This is a genomic window from Gillisia sp. Hel1_33_143, from assembly GCF_900104765.1.
Lineage (GTDB): Bacteria > Bacteroidota > Bacteroidia > Flavobacteriales > Flavobacteriaceae > Gillisia.
On the sequence record NZ_LT629737.1, the window covers coordinates 2,501,762 to 2,517,987 of the forward strand.

16 protein-coding genes are annotated in these 16,226 nt (G+C 32.7%); 3 read left to right on the top strand and 13 right to left on the bottom strand.

What is annotated here, in order from left to right:
• Positions 1-3: 3 nt before the first annotated feature.
• The 6 genes from BLT84_RS11610 to BLT84_RS11635 all read right to left on the bottom strand — a co-directional run bounded on the left by BLT84_RS11610 (position 4) and on the right by BLT84_RS11635 (position 7,254).
• Positions 4-1,260: a dihydroorotase gene (locus BLT84_RS11610; RefSeq protein WP_091265887.1), complete on the bottom strand. Its 1,257-nt coding sequence runs from the start codon at positions 1,258-1,260 to the stop codon at positions 4-6.
• Positions 1,257-3,167, bottom strand: coding sequence for a BatA domain-containing protein (locus BLT84_RS11615; protein WP_091265890.1), 1,911 nt, complete (start codon positions 3,165-3,167; stop codon positions 1,257-1,259). The genes BLT84_RS11610 and BLT84_RS11615 overlap by 4 nt, the downstream gene beginning before the upstream one ends.
• A gap of 50 nt (positions 3,168-3,217) precedes the next feature.
• Positions 3,218-4,417: a sensor histidine kinase gene (locus BLT84_RS11620; protein WP_091265894.1), complete on the bottom strand. Its 1,200-nt coding sequence runs from the start codon at positions 4,415-4,417 to the stop codon at positions 3,218-3,220.
• Between the two features lie 77 nt (positions 4,418-4,494).
• Entirely contained in the window at positions 4,495-5,709 is a 1,215-nt protein-coding gene (locus BLT84_RS11625; RefSeq protein WP_034892369.1) for a GAF domain-containing sensor histidine kinase, read from the bottom strand.
• 94 nt (positions 5,710-5,803) lie between these two features.
• Positions 5,804-6,571 (bottom strand): TIGR02757 family protein, encoded by a 768-nt coding sequence (locus tag BLT84_RS11630; RefSeq protein ID WP_091265897.1) that lies wholly within the window; start codon positions 6,569-6,571, stop codon positions 5,804-5,806.
• A gap of 23 nt (positions 6,572-6,594) precedes the next feature.
• A complete protein-coding gene (locus BLT84_RS11635; RefSeq protein ID WP_034892374.1) occupies positions 6,595-7,254 on the bottom strand; it encodes an ABC transporter ATP-binding protein in 660 nt (219 codons plus the stop codon).
• Positions 7,255-7,698: 444 nt separating this feature from the next.
• Here BLT84_RS11635 and msrA point away from each other — a divergent pair, with 444 nt between their 5' ends.
• The 3 genes from msrA to BLT84_RS11650 are packed head-to-tail and all read left to right on the top strand — an operon-like array spanning position 7,699 to position 9,193.
• Positions 7,699-8,244, top strand: coding sequence for a peptide-methionine (S)-S-oxide reductase MsrA (gene msrA / locus BLT84_RS11640; protein ID WP_091265900.1), 546 nt, complete (start codon positions 7,699-7,701; stop codon positions 8,242-8,244).
• 4 nt (positions 8,245-8,248) lie between these two features.
• The gene (gene folE / locus BLT84_RS11645) at positions 8,249-8,842 is read left to right on the top strand and encodes a GTP cyclohydrolase I FolE (protein ID WP_091265903.1); all 594 of its coding nucleotides are present in this window, start codon (positions 8,249-8,251) and stop codon (positions 8,840-8,842) included.
• A 45-nt stretch (positions 8,843-8,887) separates the two neighbouring features.
• Positions 8,888-9,193: a hypothetical protein gene (locus BLT84_RS11650; RefSeq protein WP_034892397.1), complete on the top strand. Its 306-nt coding sequence runs from the start codon at positions 8,888-8,890 to the stop codon at positions 9,191-9,193.
• Positions 9,194-9,250: 57 nt separating this feature from the next.
• On the opposite strand, the gene BLT84_RS11655 is transcribed toward BLT84_RS11650, so the two are convergent.
• From BLT84_RS11655 to BLT84_RS11685, 7 genes are all read right to left on the bottom strand, one after another.
• A complete protein-coding gene (locus BLT84_RS11655; protein ID WP_091265906.1) occupies positions 9,251-11,494 on the bottom strand; it encodes a TonB-dependent receptor in 2,244 nt (747 codons plus the stop codon).
• Between the two features lie 52 nt (positions 11,495-11,546).
• The gene (locus BLT84_RS11660; protein WP_231556204.1) at positions 11,547-11,795 is read right to left on the bottom strand and encodes a hypothetical protein; all 249 of its coding nucleotides are present in this window, start codon (positions 11,793-11,795) and stop codon (positions 11,547-11,549) included.
• Positions 11,796-11,882: 87 nt separating this feature from the next.
• A complete protein-coding gene (locus tag BLT84_RS11665) occupies positions 11,883-12,185 on the bottom strand; it encodes a DUF6787 family protein (RefSeq protein ID WP_034892400.1) in 303 nt (100 codons plus the stop codon).
• A 44-nt stretch (positions 12,186-12,229) separates the two neighbouring features.
• Positions 12,230-12,655 (bottom strand): DUF6146 family protein, encoded by a 426-nt coding sequence (locus tag BLT84_RS11670; RefSeq protein WP_091265913.1) that lies wholly within the window; start codon positions 12,653-12,655, stop codon positions 12,230-12,232.
• A 190-nt stretch (positions 12,656-12,845) separates the two neighbouring features.
• Positions 12,846-13,808 carry a D-2-hydroxyacid dehydrogenase gene (locus BLT84_RS11675; RefSeq protein ID WP_091265916.1) on the bottom strand — a complete coding sequence of 321 codons (963 nt, stop codon included), beginning with the start codon at positions 13,806-13,808 and terminating at the stop codon, positions 12,846-12,848.
• 60 nt (positions 13,809-13,868) lie between these two features.
• Positions 13,869-14,933 (bottom strand): 3-phosphoserine/phosphohydroxythreonine transaminase, encoded by a 1,065-nt coding sequence (gene serC, locus BLT84_RS11680; RefSeq protein WP_091265918.1) that lies wholly within the window; start codon positions 14,931-14,933, stop codon positions 13,869-13,871.
• A 165-nt stretch (positions 14,934-15,098) separates the two neighbouring features.
• A complete protein-coding gene (locus BLT84_RS11685; protein WP_091265923.1) occupies positions 15,099-16,160 on the bottom strand; it encodes an acyl-CoA reductase in 1,062 nt (353 codons plus the stop codon).
• Between the last annotated feature and the right edge of the window lie 66 nt (positions 16,161-16,226).

Here is a 16,226-nt window from a genome sequence, read left to right on the forward strand (position 1 = left end):
AGATTAATCTACCAGTACTATCCTATCTCTATGCACAATACCGTAAGACTTACCCTTTAAATTTCTTTGTAGAAATAAACTATTCTTAGAAGTAGAAAAAATATCAGATTCCTGAAACTGAAATGACACTAGCGGATTGAACAAACTTAAATTGGCTGAAGCGCCTTCTTTAATTTGAGGTTCAGAAATATGGAATCTACCTCTTCCTTTAGTGAGTAGATCTATAGTTTCTTCTAACGGTAATATAGAATTTAGTGCGCCAAAAGAAGATTCCAAACCTAGAGTTCCATTCAAGGCATTCTCAAATTCTACTTTTTTATGCTCAATGTCTATTGGTGCATGGTCTGAAGTAACCATGTCTATAGTTCCTTCTTTAAGCCCCTTTAGCAAGGCTTTAATATCTTTTTTAGTTCTAAGTGGAGGAAGCACTTTGGCAGTCGTTGGAAATTCTGCTAAAACATCATCTGTAAAAATAAGATTATGGATAGCAACACTACAACTTACATTAAGCCCTCTTTTTTTGGCCTCTTTTATAAGCTTTACAGATTTTTCAGCAGAGATCGTAGGAATATGTAATTTACCACCTGTATATTCTAGTATGGTAAGATCTCTAGATATTTGCAATTCTTCAGCAAATGCAGGTATACCTCTTAATCCTAACTTGGTACTATTATTTTCTTCATTAACCAGTCCATGTCCAGCAATGTCATTATCTTGAGGATAAGATTGTACTAAACCATCAAAATTCTGAGCGTAAAGTAAGGCAAGCTTAAGTAAGTTGGGATGCATTACCGCACTCTTATAATCACTGAAAGATACAGCTCCGGCCTGATACATATCATACATTTCTGCTAGATCCACCCCTTGAGATCTTCTTGTTAATGCACCAATTGGATAGATTCTTACCGCCAGATCTTTGGCTTTTGATAGCACAGAAGTTATGGAACTATTATTATCTAGAACAGGGTCTGTATTCCCATTTAAACAAATTTCTGTATAACCACTAAGGGCTGCGGTTCTTATTCCGTTTTCTATTGTTTCTCTTTCTTCAAAGCCCGGTTCTCCAAAACTTACGCTGCTATCAAACCATCCTTTAGATACATGAAGATCTTTTAAGTTGATCTCTTTATCAATATTTTCAGCTTTTATAGAATTTCCAATTTTTTCAATAATACCATTAATGATTAAAATATCTACTTTCTTTTTATGAAATTCTGAGGTACCATCTATAATGATAGCAGATCTAATTAGTAGCTTCATTTAAAATATTTTAAGAGTAGTGTTTCTATTATTAAAAAGAACAATGCAAAAGTAACAAACCATTTCCAAAAAGAATCTACTTCTTGTGTAAAGCCGGAGATTTTAGTGAATTCTGGAACTGATTTTATTTCCTGTATTTTACTATCATTTTCTAAACGTATCTTATTCAAAATACTTTCTTCTCTATCTACATTATAACTAATATCATAAACTACAGTATTTCCATAAATAACCTCATAATTTCCAGCTTGTTCGGGAAATTCTTTGGTGTTGATCTTAATTTGGTCTTCAAACTGTTGCTGCCTAGGAATAAAGCTTTGGCTTTCAGTTTTTAGAGTAAGTATATTATCACCACTTTTTTTAATTGGGATATCTATAATATTATTTTTTCCTAGAGTATAGTAAAGTTGAGTTGGTTGTAATGCAGAAAGGCCAATATTGTAAAAGCTTAGGACTATGAGTGGAGATTGCTGGAAATTAGAATTATCAATATTTAAAGGAGCTGTAAACGTATAATTATTATCTAATGCAATCAGGAACGGCTTTAGATCTTCATAACCTAAGATTGGAGAGCCAAAATTGGTATTAACTATAAAAGATTTTTTTACTGTAGGATAGTCAAAATTCGAGATCTGTTTATCAAAAGTATTTTTGAATACAGGATGTTGGAAAGTTATTTTGGTGATTAATTTTTCCTTTTCATAAATTGAAGTGAATTCTGGTAATTTTAAGTTTTGATAAAGCGTCTTTAAATTACTGTCTATTAATTTTAAAGAAGGAATAGTAATAAAGACAACATCATCCTTTGCTTTTTTTATCAAATTATTCTTGAGAGAATTCGAAATTTCTGAAAGTTCATTCAGTATCACAACCTGAGCATCCTCTAACTCATTGTAATCTACATTTTTTGATGCAGCTGAAATAAAATTGAACTGGGGTTGAGTATAGATCTTCTTTAAAAATGAATCTTCAACTTCAGTAATGCTAATAACTTTAATTGGTGCAGGTTTATTAATATTAAAATAGAGCGTGTTATCAAACGCCAGATTATTATCTTCAATTTTAATGATTCCTTTAGTAATAGAGCTATTTTGAAGTTCAAATTGAAGAAGTGTATCGCTCTTATTTTCAAAATTCACACTGCTTTTGCCAAGAAGTTTATCCGCATTATAGAGTGATAATGAGGTAGTAGATCCATTAGTTCCGTAAGAAGTGAGCTTTACAATTAAAGTTTGTGTAGTTGGATTGGAATTGGATAGATATGCGGTATCTATCGCAATATTGCTAATAGTCTCTTTTTCTAATTCTAATTTAAAGAGGTTTATATCGTAATTTTTTAAAGATATGTTTTCGTCTGAAAGTTGGAGATCTGAGATAAGCAGAAGATTGCTTTGGCTAGTAGCATTTGGTGTAATTGATTTTGCATTCAATAAAATAGATTCTAAATCTAATTGATTCGAGGAAAAGGAGATATTCTGAATCTCATTTTTGGTAACGTCTTCAAAGATTTCATTATTGGTAATAAGTGCGACCTGTTTATTCTCTGGTAAAAATCTAATAAGTTGACTTTTACAAGATTCCAGTAATTGTCCGGATTTGCCATTGGCTTGCATGCTATAGCTATTATCTAAATAGATAATTGTATTAGCATTAGGAACGGTGTTATTAGAACGAAAATTAGGCTGCGCAAATGCAATTATTATTGAAGAAAATAGGAGAAGCCGAGTAGCAAGAATCAGCCATTTTTTAATACTAGAGCTCCTACGAGTTTTTGCACTTACTTCTTTTAAAAATTTCACATTAGTGAAATCTTCTTTCTGAAATTTTCTAAGTCTGAATAAGTGAATTAAAATAGGAATGATCAGCAGGAAGAGTGTATAAAGAATTTCAGGATGACGAAACTGCATAGAAATCTACTATTTCATCAAATATACAAAAGCTAAAAGAATTTTGATCGCTATAAGCGCTTTACACTAAAGTCAAAAGTGCTTCCTTTTCCTATTTCTGAAGAGACCTTTATCTTACCACCCATATTGGTTACCAACTTCTGAACGGTGGCAAGGCCAATACCACTTCCAGGATTTCCATCTCTATCATTAGTATCCAACGTAGTGAAAAGTTGAAAAATCTTATTAATATCTCCTTCCTGTATTCCATTCCCATTATCTATCACTTTAAAACGATAATAATATGGAGTATCTTCAAATTGAATTTTTACATTTCTTTCTTTCTTGTTATTATATTTAAGAGAATTGCTTACTAAATTCAATAATACTTGGGTAAGTGCAGATTTGTTGACTTTATGTAAAGTTATATTCTTAGGATATTCCATAGAAACATCTGTAGATATATTAAAGAGTTGTACAATGGTCTTAACGATCTCTTCAAGGTTTACATTTTCATAATCTTTATCGAGCATTTGCTCACTCTTATAGAAAACTAAGATCCCATCTACATAATTTCTAAGTGAATAGGAAGATTCTACAAGGTAGTTTAGGTATTCAACATTTTCGGCATCAAGTTTTCCTTTATTCTCTTCTCTCAACAATTCGGTGAGGGAAATAATGTTGGCTAATGGAGATTTAATATCATGAGAAACTAAGCTGGCAAACTTTTCTAGTTCCTGATATTTCTCTTTTAAACTGTTTTGGATCTCCTGAAATTTTTGATTTTGAAAACTAAATTCTATAAGCTTGTTGCATTGATTTGCAAGTGCGTGAAAAGCCTTTAGATCGCTTCCGTCTAAAGATCGTTCCTCAGAATCTAAGATGCTTAGAACGCCAATCTTCATTCCTAAATTATTCTTTAGCGATACCCCGGCATAAAATTTAATATCCCTGTCATAACTAATCCCAACCTGTTTAAATAATACTGGGTCTTCAGAATAATTAAGTACCGTTACTTGATTGCTGGATTCTAAGGTGCGGTGAGAAAAAGAATTTCGGAGTTCTTCCTTATCAAAGTTGATTCCTGTAGAATATTTACAATGCATATAATCTTCTCCTATCAAACTCATGCATGCCATTGGCACATTACACAATTTTGAAGCTAGAAATATAATTTGATAGAAATCATTGTCTTGAGAAGACAGTAATTGCTTTAATTCTTTGGAATTATGGGTAGGGTTTTTCGTTTCAATAGAATAGTCATCTTTCATACAGCGTTGCTCTACACATTTGCAATATCAATAATAACACTTATTTTTTATCTATTATGTTGTGAATCAGTTATTTTTTAAGAAAACAGATTGCGTTTAATCGAGAAATTGAACGTTGTGCCGATATTTACTTCAGAAATCAAAGATATTTCTCCTCCCATAGATTCTACAAGTTTTTTTACGGTAGAAAGTCCTATTCCATTACCTCGATTCCCACTACGGTCTGATTCTGCTAAAACTGTAAATAAATTAAAGATTTCCTCTTGCTTATCTTTTGGAATTCCAATCCCATTATCTTTAATAGTAAAGTTGTAGTAATCTTCCTGCCTTATGCACATTACATCTATTACTATTTCGTCTCGATTATTGTATTTTAAACTATTTCCAATAAGATTTAGAAAGATCTGTTCCAAAACAACACGATTGGTCTTGATCATAATATTCTCTTCAGGGAGATTTATAACACAATCATAATTAATATTCAGAAGATCTATTATTTCTTCTAAAAGATCATGAATATCAAACTCAACTTCTTTAGATTCTGTGAGAGTATCGCTCTCATAATGTTCTAAAATGGAACTGATATAATTACTGAGCTTAAATGAAGATTGTTTTAAGTAGCCAAGATATTCCATTCCCTGAGCATCTATCTTACCAGCATATTTGGCCTTTAACAGATCTGTTGTAATGATCATATTCGCCAGTGGCATCTTCATATCGTGAGAAACCGTTCCTGCAAATTCTCTGAGCTGATTATTTTTTAACTTTAGCTGATCCTTTACCTTTTCTAAATGAAGATTCCTTCTATGAAGTTCAAAAAGTTTCTCTACTTGTATGGCCAATGCTTTTAGCGCAGATTTTTGAGAATCATTTAGTTTATTTGGTTTAACATCTAAAACACATAGAGTTCCCAAAACTACCCCATTATCGGCCTTTAAGGGCATTCCCGCGTAATATAAAAGTGGGGGATCTGCTAAAGTATATGGGTTATCAGAAAATCTTTCGTCGTTACGAGTGTCTTCGATCTCTAGAAGTGTATTCGGATTTAAAATGGCATGAGCACAATGCGATAAACTTGGATCTCCTTCACAAATATCTGTTCCTACTTTAGATTTAAACCACTGCGTGTTTTCTCCTATTAGCGATATCAAAGCTATAGGAACCTTACAGATATAAGATGCCAAAGCTGTGATATTATCATAACTATCTTCCGCTTCAGAATGCATTATATTAAGGTCGGCAAGAGTCTTTAATCGCTGCGTTTGATTTTCTGGTTTCTTAGGATATATCATAACAATATTAAGTAAGGAACTCTCAATAGATACGCCTGTATTTTACGAAAGTCTTCTCAAAGTTAAACATTTTTAAATAGGAGTAGGGGGATTGTTAGTATTTCTCAAAAACTCCTAGACCAAATAAAGCAAAATCATACTTAACCGGATCCAAAGCATCCAATTTTCTTAAGCTAAGATCTAGCTCTAGTAAGGCTTTGGCATCGTTCTGTTTTCTCTTTAAAAGCCCTAGCTTTCTAGCAGTATTTCCGGAATGAACATCTAAGGGACAGGACAATTGATTTGGTTGAACCTTTTCCCAAATTCCAAAATCTACTCCCTTAGAATCTTTTCTTACCATCCACCTTAAAAACATATTTATTCTTTTTGCAGCAGAATTCTTCAATGGATCGCTCACATGTTTTTGAGTACGAGGCAGGTGTTGCAGTTCAAAAAAAATGTTTTTAAATTCGTGGATTGCTTTTTGAAGAGAATCCTTTTCTGCATGATTAGAAAAAACGGTTTCTAGGCCTCCATGATTTTTATAAATATTTTGAAGTGATAAAATGAAATATTGAAGGTCAAGGCTATTAAAAGTTCTATGTACAAAATTGTCTAGATTATTGAGATCTTCTTTAGTATGATTGAGAACAAAATTATAAGGATCAAAATCCATTCTTTCTAATAGCGAATTGGCATTGGTTAAGATGCTCTTTCTATTGCCCCATGATATAGTTGCTGTAAGATATCCAGCGATCTCAATATCTTCTTTTTTACTGAACTTATGCGGAATTTGTATGGGATCTGTTACTATAAATTCCGGAGAATTATATTGCTCTACTTTATAATCTAAAAATGATTTTAATTCTGATCTCTTTAGCATTCAAAAATAATTCTAATATATAATTAAATGATCTCCCCGTCTACCATCGTTAATTTTCTATCAGCCATATTTGCCAATTCTTCATTATGTGTAACAATAACAAAGGTTTGGTGAAATTCTTCTCTTAGTTGAAAGAATAATTTGTGTAAATTTTCTGCAGACTCACTATCCAAATTTCCAGATGGTTCATCTGCAAATATCACTGCAGGATTGTTGATTAATGAACGAGCTACTGCAATTCTTTGTTGTTCTCCACCGCTAAGTGCTCCGGGTTTGTGATGAGCTCTCTCTTTTAATCCTAGAAAATCTAACAATTCATAAGCCCTTTTTTCCGCTTCAGCCTTGCTGGTATTCTTTATGAAGGCGGGTATACAAATATTTTCTAAGGCTGTAAACTCTGGTAATAACTGATGAAATTGAAAAATAAAACCTACCTGTTCATTTCTGAACTTGGAAAGTCTATTTGCACTTTGAGCATATATATCTATATCATTAATTTTTAAAGAGCTATCAGGCTTTTTATCTGGATTGTCTAAAGTTCCTAAAATTTGAAGTAAGGTGGTCTTTCCTGCTCCAGAAGCACCTACTATAGATACAATTTCACTTTTTGCAATATGAAGATTAACCCCTTTTAAAACATGTAGGTCTCCATAGTATTTATGAATGTTATTAGCGTAGATCATTTGCTTTACTTAAAAAAGTGAAATTACTTATAATCTTTTAAAGAGTACGTACTCCATTTTAAAAATACAGCTAAAATATTCTGGTGCACAATTCAGAAAGTAAAGGTGATAGTGTATAGATTGCATGATACTCGCTCTAAAGCTGATATTGTTTTTATCTTGATATCAATAAGCTATATAGCAAATAATTATTTTGTTGGTTTCAATAATAATTTAAAGATCTTTTGGAGTAATTTGTGATATAAGGTTAAGCCTAACAAATGAACGAATTTTAGGAGCATAAGAATAGTTTATATAATAGATCTAATCATTATTTTTTGGCATGTAATAAGCCTTATCATATTTAACACTATTATAAGGAACCTAATCTTCGAAAAAACAATAATATTGCGCATTATTGTTTAAAAATTACTTAGTTTTATTAAACAAAATTTAGAGATCATTATGAATAATATAAATACAGAAGTAGCTATTCTGGCAGGTGGTTGTTTTTGGTGTACAGAAGCAGTTTTTGAAAGGGTAGATGGAGTAAGAAATGTAATTCCAGGATTTAGTGGTGGCGCTATTAAAAACCCTGCATACAGAGAGATTATTACCGGAAGAACAGGACATGCAGAAGCTATTAAAATAGAATTTGATCCCAAGGTTACAAATTTTGAAGAATTACTGTATATTTTCTTCAGTACTCACGATCCTACTACTTTAAATAGACAGCAATATGATGTGGGTACTCAGTATAGAAGTGCTATTTTTTATACTTCAGAAGAGCAGCATAAAGTGGCTAATAGCGTTATAGAAAGGATCTCTTCAGAAGATATCTTTAAAGATAATATTGTCACCGAAGTTTCAGAAGCAGGACCCTTCTACGAGGCAGAAGAGGAGCATAAAGAATACTACAGCAATCATAGACAGCAACAGTATTGCCAAGTTATTATAGATCCAAAGATCAAAAAGCTTACAGAGCTTTTTTCAGAAAAATTGAAAAAATAAGGTTATGTATAAATATTTTGAAGAATACGATCTGGAAGTAAGCGAAGCGCTAAAGGATAATTTTAAGAATATTATCGAAAAGATAGGAGAAGATCCTAAAAGAGAGGGTATAGTTAAAACTCCGGAAAGAGCGGCTAAGGCGATGCAATTCTTAATGCAAGGTTATGATGCTAATCCAAAAGAGATCTTAAGAAGTGCTATGTTTAAAGAGACCTATAACGAGATGGTTCTGGTAAAGGATATTGAGTTATATTCTTTATGTGAACACCACATGCTACCCTTTTTTGGGAAGGCTCACATTGCGTATATACCAAACGGACATATTGTAGGACTTAGCAAACTTCCTCGAATTGTAGATATTTTTTCGAGAAGAATGCAAGTTCAAGAGCGCTTAACTCATGACATTTTGGAGTGTATTAATTCAACATTAAAACCGCAAGGGGTAGCCGTAGTTATTGAAGCGCAACATATGTGTATGATGATGAGGGGAGTACAAAAACAAAATAGTGTTACCACAACGTCAGGATTTAGAGGTCAATTTGAAAAAATAGAAACTAGAAACGAGTTTATGAATTTAATTAGTTCTCACTTAAGATAATGGCATCTTATTTGTTTTAGAGTTCTTATAAAACAGAACTAAACTATGAAAAATTCAAAAAATAATTTATTGATCAAAGGAGTTCTTTTTGATTTAGCAGGAATGGCAACATATGCTATTCCTTTTGTAGGGCCATTTTTAGATCTTGCATGGGCACCGGTTGCAGCTAAACAAATGCGAAATATGTATCCTGGAAAAAAAGGGAAATTAGCATCTATATTGGTATTTCTTGAAGAGATATTACCGGGAACAGATCTTATTCCTTCTTTCACATTAATGTGGTTGTATACTTTTGTGTGGAAAAGTAATCCTTCTAGTAAAGAAATTATCTTAGAAGCAGAAGTTGTATAAATTAATTAGTTGATTAAATAAAAAGGAGGTTGTCTTTTAGGCAACCTCCTTTTGCATTTATATGGATGTTCTTAAGCTAAGTGTAATATTTCTACCTCTATCTTGTATCCCATCTGGTTTTAATCTAGACAGATGAGAGATATAAGATTTATTGAATAAATTATTTGCACTAACATTAAAATCTACTCCTAATTTAGAAACCGCGAACGCTCCACCAAAACCTGCGCTAAATAAGGTATATCCTGGAGTTCTTGTTTCAAATGTTGAGAAATGATCTTGATCTAGTACGCTTTTCGAACTGATAAAAGCATAGCTATTAGCTATCCCCTTCACGTTACTAAATTCTGTTCTTAATGTATTGGTAATTGATGCAGCTGGAATTAAAGGAAGGTCCTCTCCATCTTTCTGTTCGCCTCTAACTATCTCAAAATTGCTTTCTAAATGTAGCCAGTCTATAGGGTGTGGATGCAAATGCAATCCGGCTTCCCCTCCATACAATCTCACATCATTCTGTACATAATCAAAAACAGGATTTCCGTCTATTAATTCTCCGCTCGGGTTAATGAATATATAGTTGGAAATAATGTTGTAAAACGGATTCGCAAAGATCTCAAAATGTTCATTTTGATATTCAAAAGCTACATCAATTTGAAAGTTTTGCTCATTGTCCAGATCAGGATTTCCAATTTCATATCTATTTGTTCCTTCATGTGTACCGTTAGAAGTCAGTTCAGCTAAGTTAGGTGCTCTAAATCCTGATGCAAGATTTATTCTAGTAGACAGTTTTGTAAATAGATCAAATTTCGCTCCTATTGCTCCATTATAACTGGTAAAACTTCTATCTAATGGCGCAAAGTATTTTTCTTCACCTACAATTCCCATTTCCTGAGAATCTATATTTCGAGTATCAAACCTAAATCCACCCTGGAAATCTATTTTCTCTAGATGATAATGTGTGGTAGCAAGAATCCCAAAATCGGTTACTGTAGCATCTGGAATAAGAACTTCTTCTCCTAAGTTTTCATTAGTTTGATGCATTCCTTGAATTCCGAAAATAGTCTGAAATTTCCCCCATTTAGCTGCGTTATATTTCACATCATAGTTTAAAGTGTTTAAGTGCAATTCTAAGGCAGGATCTATATTTGTAATCTCTGCTGGTACTGCATCTTCTCCCTCTTCTTCTTCAAACTCCTTTCTGTTATTGAATAGATAACCAAGTTTAACGTCTATACTGGAATTTTTAAGGTAAAACTTATTGTCTAAACTTAATACATGATTGTCTACCTCTTGGTTGGGTTGCATTTGATCTTTAGAAGTACTTTGAGCTCCAATCTCTTCAGGAATTCCTAGTTTTGAGTTATTATAATTGTATCTCAGATCTCCTTTATAAGACTGTGTTTGAAATCCTACACCTGTCTTTAGGTCTAGTTCCTTAAATCTTGTATTGGTTACTCTAATGTCAGATCCCGTTTCATAATCGCTATGAGTAGCGTAATTTCCTCGAGCTAAAAATTTTAAATTTTTGCCGGAAGTTTTTACACCCAAATTATATTCAGATCCAAGGGTATTGGTTTGATATGCATATTTAGCATCTGCATGGGTGCTCTGTTGTGGAGCATATTTCTCGGGGTTTAGGTATAATACTCCACCAAGGGCGTCACTTCCATAAAGAAGAGAGGCAGGCCCTTTAATAACTTCTACACTTTCCACACCACTGGCACTTACTCCTAATCCATGTTCATCTCCAAATTGTTGATTTTCTAATCTAACTCCTTGGGTGTATACCAACACTCTATTTGAGCTAAGCCCTCTAATAACTGGTTTTCCGATACCTGCACCGGTGGTTACGCTTTCTACTCCAGGAATTTGCGTTATCCCTTCAGCTAAATTAAGTGCACCTCTTTTTTTAAGGTCACTTACGTTCTCTCTTTCCACTTTCATTACATTATCACTTTGTAATTGATGAAATGGAGTGGAAACAATAACCGTTTCCATTTCTATGGCAGAGGCCTGTAATAGAATTTCAAGATTTTGAGAATTTGGAATAGTAAGGTTTAGGGTTTTAGAACTATACCCAATGGAGGTAATTATCAGGTTAAAATTTCCAGTAGGGATATTTTTAAATTCAAATTCTCCGTCTAGATTGGAGCTGGTTCCTTTTTCTAGTTGAGGAAAATATAATGTAACACCCGCTATTGGTAAATTTGTTTCTGCATCTTTCACTTTTCCGATTACAGGATTTTGGGAATAGGCATTTGTTGCTATTGCAAGCGCAATTAGCATATATAATATTTTATGCATTTTAGTATTATTAAGGAATTAAAGTATGATGGCTTAATAGCCATATAAGTATTTATACGATAGAATTCCCTTGAGGAGGACCTCTTAAGGCAAAGGAGAGTTTTTGATATTCGCTTAAGAAAATATAGTTGTTGAAGAATTTCTTTTCTACAAAGAAATCATTCGTTAACTCATAGGTAAAAGGAGTAAAACTACTAAAAGGAGCAAAGTGAAATTTACAAAGCTCACAGCTTAGTTGATTTTTGTGAATGTGGGCATCATTATGATCACTACAAACGGGATGATCATCATGAGCATACATGTGGGATAGTTTAGCAACCGGCGGAAATAAAATTGCCAGGGTAAGAAAAATTAAACTATATTTTTGAAATAAACTCACACTGTAAAACTAGTTCAAAAATCTAGAGAACCCAAGTCGCGTGAGCATTTTTTTCTCAAAATTCCAGAAGAATTCAAATTGACCAAATAGCCATCCAAATCCTACCAATAATAATTGATATATTGGAAAAACCAGTAATATTCTTATAGGCCAAAATACATACCACGGAGAAGTTTCTTGATATACTCCAAAAAAATTACAAATTGGAGCTGCAAGCCTTACCGAGGTAGATCCTGTTACGGCAAATACCACAAGAATCATGATTAATTGAAAATTAGAACTTATGCCCCAGCGTTGCTTTAATTTATTCATGCCACAAAGATATCATATAGAAATTCAATAGCGAAATTCCGTACTTAAATTCGGGTAGGGACAGAGAACTTTTGATTGTATTCTCTAGAAATGAAGACAAAATAGTTATATATTAAATAATTAACCTCGTATCCATAATCAATATTAGGATCATAATTAATCTCTTGAATATACAAATTAGAATTAAATCTTTGTGGCTGCATGACTCTTGCATTATAATCTCTCACAAGAAATTGATTCTTATTTTCTAAATAAGTTTGAGAATAATACGCTCTTGGTCTAGCAATACTATTTAGGAAAAGGTTAAAGCCAGGCTCTATAACTATTACTTCATATTCTAAACTATCATTTGCAATCCTTACAGTATCATTCACTGCAGCATTAGCATCTGTTCCTTTAAAATTTCTATTTCGCGTACCACAGCTATAAATAATAAGTGCTAATAGGAATATATAAAAAAGATTTTTCATAGATATAATTTTATTTTTTTCGAAGTCTTATGGTTTTAAACGTTAGAGATCAAAAATAATTATTAAACATATTAAGATACGACTTTTAATTTTCAGTTCTAAAAAGAAAATCTACAAATCAGAATCGCCTTAAATAAAAAATGCTCAAGAAGTTCGTGCTTCCAGAGCATTCTTATAATTCCGTTTTATTTTAAGCTGAAAGTTCTTTCTGAATTGCTATAATTTGGTCTGCAAGTTCCAAACCAATTCTTTCCTGAGCTTCTTTGGTGGAAGCTCCAATATGCGGACTAAGCGATATTCTTTCTTCCATTAACACTCGAATTGCCGGGGTAGGTTCTTCTTCAAAAACATCCAAACCGGCAAACCTTATTTTTCCACTTTCTAAAGCATCAATTAATGCTACTTCATCTACAACACCACCTCGCGAAGTATTTATTATAGCCGCACCCTGCTTCATCATTTCCAATTCATTTTTACCAATAAGTGGCTTATTTTGAGCGGGAACGTGCAAAGTTATAAAGTCTGAATCCTTTAAAATATCCTTTATTGGTTCTGTTTTTATTGGAATAGTAACGGACTGATCATTATAGAAATTTAAGGTGATCTTAGTTTCTCCAACAGTATCATCACTGGCAATAACTTTCATACCAATTCCCAAAGCTATCTTTGCCACTTCATGACCTATTTTACCCATTCCGATAATTCCCAGAGTTTTGCCTCTTAACTCGATACCACCAGCATAATTTTTCTTGAGATCCTTAAACATAGAATCTCCACTTAAAGGCATATTTCTATTAGAGTCATGTAAATAACGTACACCACTAAAAAGATGTGCAAAAACCAATTCTGCTACAGAGCAAGAACTAGCAGTAGGAGTATTGATTACTTTGAGGCCTTTTTCTTTGGCATACTTAACATCTATATTGTCCATTCCAACACCAGCTCTTCCAATTATTTTTAAGCCAGGGCAAGCATCTATAACATCTTTTTTTACCTGAGTAGCACTTCTAACTAAGAGAATTTTGATCTTTTCATCATTAATAAATTGTATCAATTGCTCTTGAGCAACTTTAGTGACAGATACCTCAAAGCCTGCATTCTTCAATTTGTTGATACCAGATTCTGAGAGTCCGTTGGTAGCTAATACTTTCATTAAAAAATAATTTTCATTATTATTTACTCCGATTTTTAAATTAAAAGGAGTTCCTTAAAATTATGCGTTGCGTTCAAGATCACTCATCACATCCACTAACACCTCAACGCTTTCTAGCGGTAATGCATTATACATGGATGCTCTGTACCCACCTACACTTCTGTGTCCATTAATTCCATTTATGCCAGCTTCCTTGCACATACTATCAAACTTTTCTTTTAATGATTCATCATTTAGATTGAAAGTAGCATTCATAATAGATCTATCTTCAACAGCGGTATATCCTTTGAATAAAGGATTAATATCAATTTCAGAATACAGCAGTTGTGCTTTCTTTTCGTTTTTCTCCTCAATAGCTTTTATCCCACCTTGAGCCTTAAGCCATTTCATTGTTAATAATGATACATATACTGCATAAACAGGTGGAGTATTGAACATACTTTCTTTTTCTATATGTACTTTATAATCCATCATAGAAGGGATCTTTCTGGTAACTTTTCCTAACAGACTTTCCTTAACGATAACCAAAGTTGTTCCTGCAGGTCCCATATTTTTCTGAGCTCCCGCATATATTAGATCAAATTTTGAAAAATCCATGTCTCGTGAAAAGATATCACTACTCATATCACACACCATTGGCTTTGGTGTATTAGGAAATTCTTTCATTTGAGTACCAAAAATGGTATTGTTACTGGTGCAATGAAAATAGTCTACATCTGTAGGGATCATGTATCCTTTTGGGATATAACTAAAATTCTTGTCTTCAGAAGATTTTACAACGTTTACCTCTCCAAATAATTTTGCTTCTTTTATAGCTTTACTAGACCAAGTTCCTGTATTTAAATATGCTCCCTTTTGTTCTAATAGGTTATAAGCAACCATTAAAAACTGCATACTGGCGCCACCTTGCAAGAATAGAGCCTTGTAACCTTTATTTTGTAGTCCTAGAAGTTCTAATGATATACTTCTAGCTTCTTCCATTACAGCAACAAAATCTTTGCTTCTGTGAGAGATCTCTAGTATTGATAAACCTGAATTATTATAATTAAGAATTGCTTGCGAAGCCTCCTGAAATACCTCTTGAGGTAAAATGCAAGGACCAGCGCTAAAATTATGTATTTTCATATAGAATGTATTTGAAACAAAGATGATAAAAAGTAACCGAATCTTGTGTTATATTAATTGTATAAAGTCTTGCCACAAGGTACAAAACGGCAGAATTAAATAAAAATAGGGTAGAGGTGTTACCTCAAAATAAATTAAAATAAAAATGATTATTACAACCTGATCTTAATTAAGATTAGAAAGAAAAGATAAAATATCTACATTATCTGCGTAATCCCATAATTTTGGGTGTTGAGTTTCTCCAAATTTAACTTCCTCTTCTAGCAAGTTATTTGCTACTATACATTGTAAATTTTCTTTATTGTCTTCTAGATTCTTTTTTAAAGCATCTAGATCTGTATAGCTTTCCCAAAAGGTAGTAGCAATAGGGGAGCCAAAGCTCTCATCTTCTTTAAGAACTAAAAATCCATTATCTAACATCTTAAACTCACTCATTAGATACACAGCCTTGTTGTAGTCATAATTATTAGCATATTTGGCATGGTTCATAAGTGAATCATAAGGTTGTAAAGCTTTGTAGAAGCTATCAAAATCATAATTTTTAGGGACATATAGTTTAGAAACATTTCTACATCCTAAACCAAAATATCTAAAAATATCTTCTCCTAGCGCTTGTAACTGGTCTGTGGTTTCATTTCCTGTAAGTACCGCAACAGAATTTCTATTCTTTCTTATTATAGAAGGTTTATTAGCAAAATAATATTCAAAATATCTTGCGGTGTTATTGCTACCTGTTGCAATTACGGCATCAAAACTTTCTAATCTTCCGGTAGTGAAATTAATTCTATGATTATATTCTGAATTTATTGCTTTAAGATAATCTGCTAATATTGGCAATAAGATCTTATCATTAGAAGATTGTTTAGCTACCACATTATGCCCAGAAATAAGTACAGATATAAAATCATGAAAACCTACTAGCGGAATATTTCCAGCCATGATAATAGCTACTGTTTTTGGAGTTATAGCATCAAGACTATAAGGAGTTATCCATTTCTCCAAATTATCTAAAGTTAAGGCTTGAGCCCACTCTTCAAGAGAAAATAAAACATTGTCTTTAGTAAACCAACCATTATGATGCACGGCCATTTCAATTTGCTCATTCATTCTATCAAAGAACTCATCATTATGAGGCAAATCATCTTGCTTTACTAAGCCCTCGCGTCGAAATTGATTTAAAAACAGACCTAGCTGATGTAAGTGAAATTTTCGCTGCTCGATTGTCATGGGCTTATTTGGTTATGAATTGTTTTGGCTTTAAATTTGTAACGGCGAAATTAAAAGTTATCAGTT

Excerpts from the sequence above, each read along its gene's own strand:
- BLT84_RS11615 (WP_091265890.1), bottom strand. The coding sequence starts at position 3,167 with ATGCAGTTTCGTCATCCTGAAATTCTTTATACACTCTTCCTGCTGATC.
- BLT84_RS11650 (WP_034892397.1), top strand. The coding sequence starts at position 8,888 with ATGAAAAATTCAAAAAATAATTTATTGATCAAAGGAGTTCTTTTTGAT.
- BLT84_RS11660 (WP_231556204.1), bottom strand. The coding sequence starts at position 11,795 with ATGTATGCTCATGATGATCATCCCGTTTGTAGTGATCATAATGATGCC.
- BLT84_RS11675 (WP_091265916.1), bottom strand. The coding sequence starts at position 13,808 with ATGAAAGTATTAGCTACCAACGGACTCTCAGAATCTGGTATCAACAAA.
- BLT84_RS11620 (WP_091265894.1), bottom strand. The coding sequence starts at position 4,417 with ATGAAAGATGACTATTCTATTGAAACGAAAAACCCTACCCATAATTCC.
- BLT84_RS11665 (WP_034892400.1), bottom strand. The coding sequence starts at position 12,185 with ATGAATAAATTAAAGCAACGCTGGGGCATAAGTTCTAATTTTCAATTA.
- BLT84_RS11655 (WP_091265906.1), bottom strand. The coding sequence starts at position 11,494 with ATGCATAAAATATTATATATGCTAATTGCGCTTGCAATAGCAACAAAT.
- serC (WP_091265918.1), bottom strand. The coding sequence starts at position 14,933 with ATGAAAATACATAATTTTAGCGCTGGTCCTTGCATTTTACCTCAAGAG.
- BLT84_RS11685 (WP_091265923.1), bottom strand. The coding sequence starts at position 16,160 with ATGACAATCGAGCAGCGAAAATTTCACTTACATCAGCTAGGTCTGTTT.
- folE (WP_091265903.1), top strand. The coding sequence starts at position 8,249 with ATGTATAAATATTTTGAAGAATACGATCTGGAAGTAAGCGAAGCGCTA.
- BLT84_RS11610 (WP_091265887.1), bottom strand. The coding sequence starts at position 1,260 with ATGAAGCTACTAATTAGATCTGCTATCATTATAGATGGTACCTCAGAA.
- msrA (WP_091265900.1), top strand. The coding sequence starts at position 7,699 with ATGAATAATATAAATACAGAAGTAGCTATTCTGGCAGGTGGTTGTTTT.
- BLT84_RS11635 (WP_034892374.1), bottom strand. The coding sequence starts at position 7,254 with ATGATCTACGCTAATAACATTCATAAATACTATGGAGACCTACATGTT.
- BLT84_RS11670 (WP_091265913.1), bottom strand. The coding sequence starts at position 12,655 with ATGAAAAATCTTTTTTATATATTCCTATTAGCACTTATTATTTATAGC.
- BLT84_RS11625 (WP_034892369.1), bottom strand. The coding sequence starts at position 5,709 with ATGATATATCCTAAGAAACCAGAAAATCAAACGCAGCGATTAAAGACT.
- BLT84_RS11630 (WP_091265897.1), bottom strand. The coding sequence starts at position 6,571 with ATGCTAAAGAGATCAGAATTAAAATCATTTTTAGATTATAAAGTAGAG.